Here is a 13,337-nt window from a genome sequence, read left to right on the forward strand (position 1 = left end):
GCTATATAAATCCCAGGGGATAATTCCGTGCTGACGCACCATAGAGGCTATATAAATCCCAGGGGATAGTTTGGTGCTACCTGTTCAATTATCGGGTATGGTGCGTCAGAAATGAATGCTCCGGTGTTGATTTTAATTCTCGGAGTCTGACGCACCCTACTGATGGACCTTTAAATCAATGCTCCGGTCTTGATTTCAATGATGGTGCGATCGCCTCCCGTAGGGTGCGTCAGAACCAGGCTATATAAATCCCAGGGGATAATTCCGTGCTCACGCACCATAGAGGCTATATAAATCCCAGGGGATAATTCCGTGCTGACGCACCATAGAGGCTATATAAATCCCAGGGGATAATTCCCTCCTGACGCACCATAGAGGCTATATTGATTATTTGGAAGTGCTGACTGTTGAGGGTTCTTTGGTCAAGAACAATTCCCGGATTTGTTCAGCAATTTGGGAACTTGTCAGACCCAGATCAACTTTAGATTGATCAGGTGTAGCATGATCCACCAATTGGTCAGGAATGCCGAACCGCTTAACAGGTACTAAAACATCATGATCTAGTAGTGCTTCGGCTACTGCGGAACCAAAACCTCCCATGATGCAACCTTCTTCGAGGGTGACGACTTTACCGATTTTTTGGGCTAAGGGTACAATCAGCTCTGTGTCTAGGGGTTTGACAAATCTGGCATTAACCACAGTTGCATCAATGCCGTGTTCACTGAGAATCTCAGCTACCTGCATAGCGCTGTGAACCATTGTGCCATAGCCGAGTAGTAGGATATCATCACCTTGGCGGAGGATTTCACCTTTACCGATCGCAATAGGTTCCCAGCCTTCTTCCATAAGGGGAACCCCATGACCGGAACCACGGGGGTAGCGCATAGCGATCGCCCCAGAATTGTGATTAATACCAGTTACCAGCATTCGCTGTAATTCGGCTTCATCTTTAGGAGCCATAATGGTCATATTGGGGAGACAGCGCAGATAAGCGATATCATACATTCCCTGGTGAGTGGGACCATCTACCCCAACAATACCGGCGCGGTCCAAACAGAAGAAAACCGGCAACTTTTGGATACAGACATCATGGATAATCTGATCATAGGCTCGTTGTAGGAAAGTCGAGTAAATCGCCACCACCGGACGCATTCCCTCACAGGCTAAACCCGCCGCCAGAGTAACCGCGTGTTGTTCAGCAATACCCACATCAATATATTGTTGGGGGAGTTTAGCTTGTAGTTTATCCAAACCTGTGCCTGTTGCCATGGCGGCGGTGATACCCAAAATTTTAGGGTTATCTTCGGCCAGCTTAATTAAGGTATCTGCAAATACTTTAGAATAACTGGGAGGCTTGGGTTTGTTGGAGGGAATAGCTTTCCCGGTGGCGAGGTTAAAGGGTGATTGAGCGTGATAGCCTACTTGGTCTTTTTCAGCGATCGCATAACCCTTACCCTTAACTGTCGAGACATGAACCATAACCGGGCCTTTAATTTCATGGGCTTGTTGGAAAGTCTCGATCAAATCCTCCAAGTTGTGACCATCCACAGGTCCGATATAGGTAAAACCCAACTCCTCAATAATAGCCCCCAATTTCGGCACAGCTAACCGTTTCATCCCTTCTTTAAGGCGTTCCATCTCCGGGGTAAAATTCTCACCGACAAAGGGAATTTGTTTAAACTGTTCCCGCAGATTATCTTTCAAAAATTGCACCGGCGGGCTCAGGCGCATTTTATTCAAATAACGGGGAATCGCGCCCACATTGGGGGAAATCGACATTTCGTTATCATTGAGAACCACCATCAAATTAGTGTTAGGTAGATGACCCGCGTGGTTAATAGCTTCCAAAGCCATCCCCCCTGTCATCGCCCCATCACCAATAATTGCCACCACCTTATAGTTATCGCCCTGCATATCCCTAGCCAAAGCCATCCCCAAGGCGGCTGAGATGCTTGTAGAGGCGTGTCCGGCTCCAAAATGGTCAAAACGACTCTCGCACCGTTTTAGGTAGCCTGCGACCCCATCTTTTTGGCGCAGAGTATTAAAATTGTTGTAGCGTCCAGTAATCATTTTATGGGGATAGGCTTGGTGTCCGACATCCCAAATGACTTTATCTCGGTCTAGGTCTAGGGTTTGGTAAAGTCCTAGGGTTAGTTCGACCACTCCCAAACCTGGTCCCAAATGACCTCCAGTAGCTGCTACGGTTTCTAGGTGCTTTTCACGGATTTGTTGAGCCACTTCTTCCAATTCATGGATAGACAAACCGTGGAGTTGATTGGGATGGGTCAGTTCACTTAGATGCATAGTTGAAAATACTGATCCTAAAAATAAATTAACAATCGGACTTGTCTGAACATGATAGCCCAGTCTTGACGTTGATGCTGAACTTTAGTAGTAGTCGGGGGGGGTTATGGGGACTGGTGCAAATAGAGTCCCGCGCGGGAACCCACCCACACCAGCGGTGAGAGTAGGGGGGATGGTTTTTGGCTCGGTAATTTTTTCGGCTTAAATGCTGTTAGTATGGCTGTGGAGTCATTGCCAGGGAAACCACCTCACCCTAAGCCTTTCCCAGAAGCTGAGGGAGTTTCTGTATCGATCGCCAATTCTTGATGAGTTTGTGGCTCGCCAACAGGCATATTTTCGATTTCCCAGACTTTCAGGAGAATCAGATATTCATAAAAGGCTTGTAGAGTACACCAGGCGAGTCCAGGCTGACCGTCGAGGAAGCCTCCCAGGATAAAATACATATAGACAAACCGGATTAGGGGTCGAAATGGTAGACGCAGGGATAAATCTTTCAAGGCGTGTCGCCTTTCGACCTCTGTTTTCCCCCAAAATAGGTGATTCCAGTTTACTGTACCCGATCGCAATTGTTTGACTGTCTCGTGGGCTTCATCTGTAGAATAACGGTTGTGCTTTTCTATCCATCGTGCCATGCCTTTACTGTTGGTATAGTGAGGATAGGTTTCTTTGAGGAAGCTGGTAGGACCGTCACAGACTTCTCTCTCGGTGTGACCATAATCGGTAAACCAGACGCGCTGCTTATCAAATAGACGCATCTGATAGCGGGGGTATTGGGTGCTGCGGCGAATCCAGCGCCCCATAAACATGACCCTTTCCGCTGCATAATAACCTATATAGCCGTCGGTATTTTGGGTTTGCTGTTGACACTCGGCGAATAGTTCGGGGGTCATGCGTTCATCGGATTCGAGAATATAGACCCACTGATATTTAGTGGTTACTTCCTGCAGCATCCAAGTCCGTTGGCGACCGTGACTTTCAAACTTATGTTGAAGTACGCGGACGGGGTACTGTTGAGCAATTTCTACGGTGCGATCGCTACTAAAGGAATCGACTACAATTATATCATCACATTGACTGGCTGACTCAATGCAGGCGGCAATATCAATTTCATCATTGCAAGTCAGAATATATATCGAAAACATTAGCTTCAGTGTTTTAGGGATATAAATTGGCAAAAAAAAGGAATATTTGATGCACCATAAATTTCGCTCATCGGTGAGACAAAAAAGGTGGCTCCATGCAGTTAAATACACCTAGGATTGGGTTTAATTTACATCCTTTGGAGCCATAATTATCTCGCGGTCAGCTATTTTATCCAGGGTTAGAAGATGGTTTACGACGACCTTTATTTAAGAGACCCAAACCTTTTAAACCAGTCCAGCCCAAGGCTATATAACCGATCGCCAATAGCAAACTACTCATCCCAGTTTGGAGGCTAGATTTGAGCGATCGCGTTTTGGCTTCATCCTCTAGTTCTTGTTGGCGTTGACGAATTTGGGTGAGTAATTGCACAGGTAGGGAGTCGGCTTGTTGTTCCAAGAACTCATCAAGGACGGCTGGATTAGTTTTAGCTTCCTCAAGAACTTGTAGAATTTGTGGGGGAAGGTTTCCTTCCGCAATCACCTGATTTAATTGTTCCTCGTCTTGTATTAAGCCAGTTAACTGGGCTCGGAGTTGCACTTTTCGCTGTTCAATCTCCTGTTGAAATTGCTGACTTCCTAACTGGCTTTCCAGTTGAGTTTCTGCTTGCGCGGCTTGCTGACTAATCTCTGATAAAGCATCTCGGCGAGCCAAACGGGTATTATTAAGGTGCATGGGAAAAATCAGCAGGTACAGCAACCCTAGTAAACTGGCGAGGATACCAACCCACAATCTTAGGTCGGCGATATTGTTACGAGATTTGGGAGCATTTCCGAGGACACTATCCATCCAATACCCCATTAAAACGAGAGCCATTCCTACCAGGGGAACTACGCCTCGGTCAACTAAGCTGCTAGCAGTTTGGATTAACCAACCTCTATCGGTTAGGTTGGGGGGGAATAATAGGACTAAATAATCGACTAGGGCTGACAGAATCAGGATTAGCCCAACTAATTTGATGCTAGAAGAGGCTTGGAAGGAAAATTGACGGTTTGTTGTTGATGTCATAGGACGGTTAAGGATACTCTAAGTTTGTCTACAGCCAAGATAACAGTTCCGGCTAGTATGTAACTACTGTCATATTTGCCAAGATGGGGGAATTGTTTATTGATTAGCTGCGGTTGAGTAGTGGTTAATGATATCAAAGAAAGGAGAGACAATCATGATTGAGGGCGTTTATTCTGTGGAAGAACTACGGGAGGCGATCGCCTATAACCCTGAGCAATGGCGACCTCTAGTTTTTAGCAATGGCTGTTTTGACTTGATTCATGCTGGACATATTCGCTACCTGACCCAAGCCAAAAGTTTAGGGCGATCGCTCGTGGTCGGTCTCAATAGCGATCGATCTGTTCGCCTGATTAAACCCCACTCGGCTGGATATCCTCCCCGTCCTATTATACCAGAATTACAGCGAGCCGAAGTTCTCAGCCACTTAAAACCTGTAGATGCAGTGGTGATTTTTCCAGAAAGCACTGCTACGGCGATTATTGAACAGTTACAACCTGATATCTATGTTAAGGGTGGTGATTACACCATTGACACGCTACCGGAAGCGCCCACGGTTCAAAGCTATGGCGGCAAGATTGTCCTAATTGCGGTGGAAATGCCTACTTCTACCAGTGGGATTATTAATCGGATTTTGCACCATCATACCCCACCCTAACCCTTCTACACCCCCAACAACTTTTGGCCATCTTAGCTGTCACATGGATAAAGGCCACCTTAGCTGTCCTCTGGAGGGACATAGCTAGGACATGACAGCACTAACCACCAATATTGTCAATGTTACCAAACACAGAAGATATTTTATTTGACTTAACTCTTCTAATATGAGAGTGTTGATCAGTTTCTACATCTGTATTAGACAATTCTGATGTCGGCAATTTTTCTGGATCTGGATCTGGCAAATTTTCTGAGTTTGTCGAGGTAGAACTTGGCAAATTATCGCTGAATACAGAACTGATATATTTGGATGTATCCAAATTAGTAACTGAAGGATCAGGCTGAGACTTGATCGGCTGAGACTGGAACTGTTTTTCCTCAAAAATCGAACCAGGGGAAGATGATTGAGTTGTTGACGAAGTTCGAGATTTTGAAGGCGAGTCAATACCATGATCACTGGACTGACTAAATAGTTCAGGAAGCTGTAAAGAATTAGGCTCAGTCTCCTGTTCAGCTTCTGCATCTAATCGGTTTGTTTCAGCGGTAAAAATTCCATCTATAACTGTTTCTCCTTGACGAATTCTGGAAGATGACCACGATGGCGTTGGCTCGATTTCCAGGGAATCTTGAATTTCTGTAATATCAGAGGGGATGGGCGAAGAATCAAAGTCAGGTAATTCCGGGAAATATATGATGTCCGGTTCCTTGGGGTCTAATTGTGCCTGTGAGGTTGGATTGGAAATATTACTAAAGACAGTTTCTGGTTCCCATAAAATACTATTCGGTATAGCCCAATTAGAATCTTCGGTTACGGAACTAATATAGGCGGTCACAGCAATGCGACGCTGAAAAGAGCCTGAGACTATCAAAATACTGCCGGACAACAAAGTATCTTCTAGCATTTTGTCAAGAGTTATGTTGATAGAGTTTAAGCCTGGTTCTAGTTTATCATTTTGTATATTTAACCCCGAAATATCAGTCAAAATTTTGCAATCAATCGGCACAAAAATTTTGAGAATAAAATTATATTCTGTTCCGTAAGGTAGTTGACCCAGGTTCAAAGATGCTGGATACTGCCATTCGCCTTCTTCTTCCGGTAATCCCATAACAGAACCTCGTACTTGTACATTCTCAAACCTTAGATTGATTCTTGATTTTACCAAAATTGCACATTGATCGTGATAACTATTGCGTTCCTCTGCTGTTACTTCAATGCGCAAATTTTTCAAGCTGACTCCCTGAGATTCAATAAGTATAACCGGCCCAACTTTTGACCACAGAGTTGCCCCTTTTCCATCTAGGATAATCGGGTGATTGATAACAATGGGACCAGGATATTCTGCGTTGGGAGGCCATAACTGGATTGTAGAGTTATCTGGCAAAACATTTAGTTTTTGTTGAAAGGTGTCTCGGCTAGATGGGGTGAACTGTTCTTCTATTGGTTTTCTTGCAAGTTGCTCGACAGTGATTTTTGGTTTTTTGGGGTCTGCCTTGATTTTAGCATATTCCACATATTTTTTACTTTTATGATTCGTTGTTTTTGTTTGATTTTTTCTGGCATATGAACTATTTTTAACTACCTTTGAAGGTTGATTACGGCGTTTATTAAGGCTTTTGGCGGGAGTAGAAAAACCTAGAAAAATTTTGATTTTTTCTATCCATTTATACATTAATAACTCCTATTACTAAACTGCTATTCATCATAAATTGGTTGAATATAATGAAATTTTAGGCTTTAAATTGATATATTTGGACTTCAACCATTCTAGAATTAGGTTCTTTAGAAAACCGAAACCGGATGCCATTATCAAGTTGAAGGGCACTGCCAGGAGGAACCAAATTTCCTTTTGATGACATCAACGAAGTTAACTTCTGGTTAATGAGTAACCAATTGCCTTCATGAAAAACACAATAAGCTTGGGGGGTGCGATCGGCTTCTTCTCCCGGGAAAATATTATCAAAAATATGCCATTTAAATAGTGATAGATTATGATAAACAACCGATTTTCCATCCCCAATCCATTGTCCGGGACGACTTTCTTTACGCAGCTTCATAATCGGAACCTTTCCTTTGGGTTTAGTCCCACAAAAAGGACACTGTGCATGATTTAAATCATGTAAAACAAACCATTGGCTCGGACAAGAATGATTGGCACAGGGGAAAAACATATCCCAGGTTTTGATTAAAGCTCGCTCCCATTCAATCGCAGGCGGACGAAGATTGGGAGAGTGCAATCCTTGCACAAATGTCTTCTCAAAAAGTTGACTTAATTGCGGCCCCAAAGCAGTAAAAGGAATTTTTAAATCTTGAGGACGGTTAGAAGTATCCCTAGGATGTTCGACAAATAAAGCTTTTGAACCCATCTCTAGGCGTTCTTGCTCCTCTGCTGATGTTGCCGGATAAGTTCTGGGACCTTCTAAGGGATGCCTCCCTAATAAATATTGATACAGTAGAACCGCAAGGGCGTGTTGATCTGTCGCAGTTGATGGATGTTTCCGTTGAGGATCGTTGAGGGGTAAATGGATAGTTGATAAGACTTCTGGGGCAATATATCCCCTTGTTCCTAGCACATCGGGTGGAAATAGTTGGGGAACAACTAAAGAGTCAATATCAATGATCAGACATTCTCCAGAAGTTGGATCGATCAAGACGTTTTTGTTAGATAAGTCGGAATGGGCTAATCCGGCTTGATGTAAACGTCTTACTGCTCGTGCTAAACGAATACAAATTTGAAAATAATTAATCCATTTTCCTTTTTCTTCAGGGGGCAAAATAGAGCGCAGTGTAGAACGAACAAACCAGGTACTTTCTTTTTCTTTTCCCTGGAATTTTCCGGTTTTAAAGAAATAATTATGAGGATAAACAGGGGTAATAACTCCCAATGAAGGTTGAGTTACGATCGCCGTCGGCCAACAAAACAGATTTTGGAAATAATCTCCATTAATCCCAAGAGTAGGATTATATCTCTTTAAAATTGCTCCTAGTCGAGATAACCGACTTTGATCTGAACCGGCATTCGGATCTTTGTAAAAGCAAATAACCGCAGTTTTGTCCGCTGTAAAGTAGACTTCCTTCATCGCACCTTCCCCAATCATATCGGGGATATATTCAAGGATGCTCCCATCTGCCAAGGTTGCAATTGCCACTAATCTTCCTCCCGATATAAAACAACCAACGTGCGATCGTCAAAAGAGCCTCTTCGGTAGTAGGAGTCCAGCCAAATCTTTAATTTTTCGTGGGGCTCCATCGGTTCACATTCCTGACACATTTGATGCTCCAAAATTCCGGCATTTAATAAATCTCGAGATGTCAGCACCTCTTTAATATCTTTACCCAACCGTTCAGCATATTTTGCAATAGAACGAATTGAAACTTTTTTAGGTTCATCAGAATTTGGGGCTAAAATTCTCTCAACTTCATCTTGAAAATTTTTCTGATTATTTATCACATCATTTTGCGTTTTAAGAGAGGTTTTTTGTAGTTCTTGTTCCCTCTCTTTGGCATCAACATTACGAATCTTGATAACTCGATTTAGGATTAAATCTCCATACAATTTCAACATACCTGGATCGTTGGGAAAGTAGTCATCTGAAACACCATCTGTCATAATCATCAAGGCTTTTAAATTACCAATAAAAGGAAAGGTTTTTTGGACAAGATTATAATCTTCGAGTTTTCCAGCTGAAGTCAGAAAATCCGTTTGTCCTCCATGCTCTCCAATATCAGGTTTTCCCAGTAATTTTAAAGTATATTTATGGGAAATAGCAGCCAACATTCCATCTCCAACTTGACAAGTTAAAACAAAATCATAGCTAGTAGAATTTTTTACCTGAATTTTTGTATGAATAGCTAGAAGTAGAGTAGCTGATAAATCTTTGATGTCAAGTTCTTTCTTTTCTTCTCGTTTATTGTAACTGGAATAATTTTTGAGACGATTGGCTTCCTCTTCAACCCGTTGGTAAGCCTTACTTAAAGCTGTGTATAAAGATTTTTGAAGCTCCTTTGCCTTGTCGCCTTTAAACAGCCACTCAGAATCTCGATCAAAATCATTTTCTAAATCTGTTTTGGCTGTTTCACACAGAGAGAAAGACTCGAGAAATTCTTTCAATGATTTAACTGCGGCTTCACAAGAAATCTTGGCACCAATTCGAGAAAACTTTTTAGATCCGGCTCCATCAGAAACAGCAATAATGGTCCATTTACCAACGGTATCAAATTTAAACCAATCATCACAATTAGTTCCCTGATGTTTGTGCATTTTTCCTCGGACTCTAGCTCCAATCAGTTTTAATCCTTCTGGGGACTGATCCGATTTTTGAGAATAAAATTCATCATGAGGTTTTGGTTCATCAGGAACACGATGATACTCCCAAGGCGGAGTAATAGGGGTAGAAGTTGATTCGGGTTGGGCAATTTTTCCCTCAGTGGAATGCTCTAAAAGAGTTGCTTCTGGGGTTGGGGAATTTGCTGAACCTACTGTTTTAGCTTCATTTATTGAAGGAGTTATAGAAGTTGCATTCACAGATGTATTTATATTATCATTAGATAAATTTTTTGTAGATAGTGGAACATTTTCAGTAGGACTTAGAACTTCTGAATCTCGAATAAATTCTGTTTGATTTGGTTCTGACAAAGGGGGCAATTGTGGAGATTTGTTCTTGAATACCTCGTTGATGGCAGTTTTAATTTTCTCTGTTAATTGACTGCAATTTTGATTTTTTTTAATGAAAAAATCGACTAAAGTCTCAACAAGTTTTGCAACCTCTGATGACTTTTTATTGCTGCTGATCTCAAACTTGATTTCAGAGAATTCTTGACCAATCTCAGCACAAATACCAGCTATTTTTTTGATAATTTTTTCAATTGTATCTTGATAATCACTTGAACCTTGAAAGTCATGCCATTTTTTTTCTAACTCATTTTTTTCTAACTCATCTGAATGATTTTCAATGTCAAGTTTCCAGCAAATAGCTTTGATTAATTTTTCTACGTCGGGTTCTTGATTGGGGTCATGATTAGACATAAGTTTGACGAGCCTTTGGTTAACTATTGGGTCTTAATGGTGGTACTAATGCACCCAGATTGGGTGCATCAGCCTGGTATTAAGGAATAATTGTGATTCCTTGAGGAGGAGGAGGTAGATTGATCGGTTGGTTATTTGCCATCACCTGAGCCACGCTCTGAGAACTCTGCTTAATTGACTGTGATACCCACTTGAAGAACTGTTTAAGAGTATCTGGCTGCAAATTATCTAACTTAACTACAATCTCTGTCAGTTTCTTGAGGGTATATTCATCGGCTCCTGAGCCAGCAGCACAGGCAATAATATTGGCGGGTTTTTTCTGTTTCAATTCATCGGCCGCTTTTTCCCAAGTATCAGTCGGCATCCCATCTGTCATCAAAAACACTAATGGTTTCCAATCCCCTTTTTGGGTATCGCTGGCTTTTTTAACCTCTTTATCGAAACACTGAGTCAACAGTTTTAAGGCATCACCTAATGAGGTTGTTCCTCCTGCCGAAAGTACAGGTGGCTGAAATTTCATTAATTCAGTCAGGGGAAAAACTTGTTGAGCGGTACTTTCAAAGGTAATGACTGAGAGGTAAGCTGTTTCTATAGCATAGGGTTCGCTTTGCAGTTCGGCTACCAGTGCTTTAATGCCTTGATTAACGGCCTCAATAGGTTCGCCACACATAGAACCAGAACAGTCTAAAACTAAATAAACAGGTAAACGACGAGATGACATAATTTTGCTCCTTACATGAAATATAACCCATTTAAAATGGTTTTAAGAGTAGCACTACAACTCTTTTACCTCAGTTTTTCTTCGGGATCACAACCGTTTGGTAAATTTTTTGTCCATAGACTTCTAATTCAAATCCTTGAGTATTCAATGGAAGTGTAAATGAGACTTTTGCCGGAAGACCATCGGTATATTTTTTAATGATTTTTCCGGAATCATCATAAATCGTTGCAGTGGGAGCAACAATTTGGTTTTCATCCACAACTTCTGCAAAAATCTCAACTAAAGAACTCATTTCAGCCGCGATTTTATGATCCCAGATATCAATACCTGTCCCAGTTACTAGATCATCTAGTTCTTCTAGCTGACCTATGTCGATTTCATCACCCACACCTATTAAAACACATTTGACTATATTTCGCTGACCTGATTTTATTTCATTAGCCAACCGATTGGTATATTGTTTGATATTCGCTAAGTCATCAATCTTCCCATCGGTAATAAAAATATACATACCTCGTTTGGCATCGACAAATCTTTCAGTAAAATACTTAACCGCAGGCGTAAGAATTGTCCCTGTACCAAAGGTGATAGATTGAGGACCACTAATTTTTAGTTCATGACATTGTGGTTCTGTAAAATCACCTAAAAACTCGACAGAACTACCATCTCCACCTGCCCAGTAAATTACAGTTGTTGCACCATCAGCATCTAAATTATCTGCCAAGTAACTAATAAATTGTCGAGCCAAGGGTTCAACGATATTATCGCTGGATTTCATGTATCCTTTGGCTATGGCATCTTCATAGGCTTGTGATTTAATAACTTTGTAAGTTTTGCCATCTTCAACTGTGAAAGTAATCCATTCTTGCTTTTCATATTTTGCGTGCACATCTTCAGGGATTGACCCAATTAAACTTCGCCCATACAAACCTCGCATTGATGCACTGGCATCCAGTGCAATACCTGTTTGCCAACCTTCGGCATTAGACCCTTGGGGTTCCATAAGAATGGTGAACAAAACTTGTAAGTTATTGCCACTTTTTTTGACATTAACTTCACCAAATTCCTTGGCAACAACACTTCTAGGAAGTTGCACATTAGATTCTTTATCTTCAGACTTTGAGGTAGGGCTATACATTTTTTGTCGTCCTTTTCTGAAAATCCATCATCTTATCTAGTTATAACCCTTCCGAAATATTTTGAGTGATATTTCCACCAGGAAACTCTAAGGTGAAGGATGTTGAACCAGAGGGTAAAGTAAAGCGAAGTAATGCGGGAACACCGTCTGCATAATCTTGGCAAACTTTTCCGGCTTGGTTTAGGATGCGACCTGAACTAATAACCATCACATCTTCAGAAACCAACTCCTTAAACACTTGTTCTAATTTATTCATATCACTAGCTAACTGATGATCCCAAATATCAATATCTTGCCCGTAACTATCTTTAATATCTTTTCCTTCAAACATATCATCTAGTTCTTCCATTTGTCCAACATCGACTTCATCTCCAACTCCAATCAGTACCATTTTGACAAAAGGTTTACTTTGGTTAGTGATTTCTTGAGCATACCGAAAGCAATATTTTTTGACCTCTGCGATATCTTCAATAATTCCATCAGTCACGAAAACACAAAGAGCAGCGGGTTGCTTAACGCCTAAAGCTGGAGCATCTTTAAATTTATCAACAAAATATTGGAGAGGTGCTAACAACTTAGTTCCTCGTCCCCAAGCTAATTTTTTTGGACCAACGATCGCCAAATTTTGGGTTTGTTCTTCGTCAAATTCTCCGACTTCTTCAATTTTAGAACCATCGGGACTACAAGCCCAGTAAATTAAATTCACTTTGCCGTTTGAGGAAAAGTTAGATAAGTAGCTAATCATCGTCCGAGCCACCGGTTCAACGACATTAGGAATAGTAGCCGCAGCACCAAACACTCCTCCGACAATTCCACTAACTCCATACATTTTTTTCATGGAAGCAGAAGCATCTAAAGCCAACCCCATTCTTACCCCTTCTAAATCGGGAACAGTAAGAATTGTCGCCACAATATTAATGCTGCCATTTTTTTGCTTATAAACATTGACTTCACCCAAAGGTTCCACTACATTGGTAAGCTGCATATCGAAAATCTCCTAGCACTGTATAAATTACCCGAAAAAATAAATAATCAAGGCACAAATTTCTCCGGGCCTTGCCTCACCCCTCAAAACCATGAATACCGAACTCTTGGACTCCTTTTGACTTCCTCATAGTTCTGTCCATTTATTTTAGTGATCCCAACTGTTAACAAGAGAGGCATCTTTTTCAATTCATTAAAATAAATTTAGGTTTATGTCGTAGGGAAAAACTGCTCAACAAAACTTTACACACTTCGCAGATGCAAATCAATGTTTTGCGGTTTTCGGCTCTTTATTACCGTGATTATATCAAGGCTTACCTGATACTGTCAACCGCGAAAATTGTTAACTTTTTTGTCATTCCCT

Annotated in this window: 10 protein-coding genes; 1 reads left to right on the forward strand and 9 read right to left on the reverse strand. The window is 41.5% G+C overall.

Features of this window, described 5'->3' with window-relative positions; translation table 11 throughout:
- Positions 1 to 387: 387 nt before the first annotated feature.
- The 3 genes from dxs to hpsJ-B form a co-directional block, all read right to left on the reverse strand.
- A complete protein-coding gene (gene dxs / locus N39L_RS20925; RefSeq protein ID WP_006616555.1) occupies positions 388 to 2,304 on the reverse strand; it encodes a 1-deoxy-D-xylulose-5-phosphate synthase in 1,917 nt (638 codons plus the stop codon).
- A gap of 248 nt (positions 2,305 to 2,552) precedes the next feature.
- Complete coding sequence (locus tag N39L_RS20930) at positions 2,553 to 3,446, reverse strand: glycosyltransferase family 2 protein (protein WP_014276266.1); 894 nt, start codon at positions 3,444 to 3,446, stop codon at positions 2,553 to 2,555.
- A gap of 169 nt (positions 3,447 to 3,615) precedes the next feature.
- On the reverse strand, positions 3,616 to 4,452 hold the full coding sequence (hpsJ-B, locus tag N39L_RS20935) for a hormogonium polysaccharide biosynthesis protein HpsJ (RefSeq protein ID WP_014276267.1): 837 nt from the start codon (positions 4,450 to 4,452) through the stop codon (positions 3,616 to 3,618).
- Between the two features lie 154 nt (positions 4,453 to 4,606).
- On the opposite strand from hpsJ-B, the gene N39L_RS20940 reads away from it, so the two are divergent.
- Positions 4,607 to 5,107: an adenylyltransferase/cytidyltransferase family protein gene (locus tag N39L_RS20940; RefSeq protein ID WP_043468469.1), complete on the forward strand. Its 501-nt coding sequence runs from the start codon at positions 4,607 to 4,609 to the stop codon at positions 5,105 to 5,107.
- A 100-nt stretch (positions 5,108 to 5,207) separates the two neighbouring features.
- On the opposite strand, the gene N39L_RS20945 is transcribed toward N39L_RS20940, so the two are convergent.
- The 6 genes from N39L_RS20945 to N39L_RS20970 all read right to left on the reverse strand — a co-directional run bounded on the left by N39L_RS20945 (position 5,208) and on the right by N39L_RS20970 (position 12,974).
- Positions 5,208 to 6,776, reverse strand: coding sequence for a right-handed parallel beta-helix repeat-containing protein (locus tag N39L_RS20945; RefSeq protein WP_014276269.1), 1,569 nt, complete (start codon positions 6,774 to 6,776; stop codon positions 5,208 to 5,210).
- Between the two features lie 58 nt (positions 6,777 to 6,834).
- Entirely contained in the window at positions 6,835 to 8,253 is a 1,419-nt protein-coding gene (locus tag N39L_RS20950) for a protein kinase domain-containing protein (protein ID WP_014276270.1), read from the reverse strand.
- Positions 8,253 to 10,130 carry a PP2C family serine/threonine-protein phosphatase gene (locus tag N39L_RS20955; protein WP_014276271.1) on the reverse strand — a complete coding sequence of 626 codons (1,878 nt, stop codon included), beginning with the start codon at positions 10,128 to 10,130 and terminating at the stop codon, positions 8,253 to 8,255. The genes N39L_RS20950 and N39L_RS20955 overlap by 1 nt, the downstream gene beginning before the upstream one ends.
- A gap of 79 nt (positions 10,131 to 10,209) precedes the next feature.
- The gene (locus tag N39L_RS20960) at positions 10,210 to 10,851 is read right to left on the reverse strand and encodes a vWA domain-containing protein (protein ID WP_014276272.1); all 642 of its coding nucleotides are present in this window, start codon (positions 10,849 to 10,851) and stop codon (positions 10,210 to 10,212) included.
- 70 nt (positions 10,852 to 10,921) lie between these two features.
- Complete coding sequence (locus tag N39L_RS20965; protein WP_014276273.1) at positions 10,922 to 11,989, reverse strand: vWA domain-containing protein; 1,068 nt, start codon at positions 11,987 to 11,989, stop codon at positions 10,922 to 10,924.
- 40 nt (positions 11,990 to 12,029) lie between these two features.
- Positions 12,030 to 12,974 carry a vWA domain-containing protein gene (locus tag N39L_RS20970; RefSeq protein ID WP_014276274.1) on the reverse strand — a complete coding sequence of 315 codons (945 nt, stop codon included), beginning with the start codon at positions 12,972 to 12,974 and terminating at the stop codon, positions 12,030 to 12,032.
- Positions 12,975 to 13,337 lie beyond the last annotated feature (363 nt).

This window comes from Limnospira platensis NIES-39 (assembly GCF_026000695.1).
Taxonomy (GTDB): domain Bacteria; phylum Cyanobacteriota; class Cyanobacteriia; order Cyanobacteriales; family Microcoleaceae; genus Limnospira; species Limnospira platensis.

What these genes read in the sequence shown, in the direction of transcription:
- hpsJ-B (WP_014276267.1), bottom strand. Translation starts at nt 4,452, where the DNA reads ATGACATCAACAACAAACCGTCAATTTTCCTTCCAAGCCTCTTCTAGC.
- N39L_RS20970 (WP_014276274.1), bottom strand. Translation starts at nt 12,974, where the DNA reads ATGCAGCTTACCAATGTAGTGGAACCTTTGGGTGAAGTCAATGTTTAT.
- N39L_RS20940 (WP_043468469.1), top strand. Translation starts at nt 4,607, where the DNA reads ATGATTGAGGGCGTTTATTCTGTGGAAGAACTACGGGAGGCGATCGCC.
- N39L_RS20930 (WP_014276266.1), bottom strand. Translation starts at nt 3,446, where the DNA reads ATGTTTTCGATATATATTCTGACTTGCAATGATGAAATTGATATTGCC.
- N39L_RS20945 (WP_014276269.1), bottom strand. Translation starts at nt 6,776, where the DNA reads ATGTATAAATGGATAGAAAAAATCAAAATTTTTCTAGGTTTTTCTACT.
- dxs (WP_006616555.1), bottom strand. Translation starts at nt 2,304, where the DNA reads ATGCATCTAAGTGAACTGACCCATCCCAATCAACTCCACGGTTTGTCT.
- N39L_RS20960 (WP_014276272.1), bottom strand. Translation starts at nt 10,851, where the DNA reads ATGTCATCTCGTCGTTTACCTGTTTATTTAGTTTTAGACTGTTCTGGT.
- N39L_RS20965 (WP_014276273.1), bottom strand. Translation starts at nt 11,989, where the DNA reads ATGTATAGCCCTACCTCAAAGTCTGAAGATAAAGAATCTAATGTGCAA.
- N39L_RS20955 (WP_014276271.1), bottom strand. Translation starts at nt 10,130, where the DNA reads ATGTCTAATCATGACCCCAATCAAGAACCCGACGTAGAAAAATTAATC.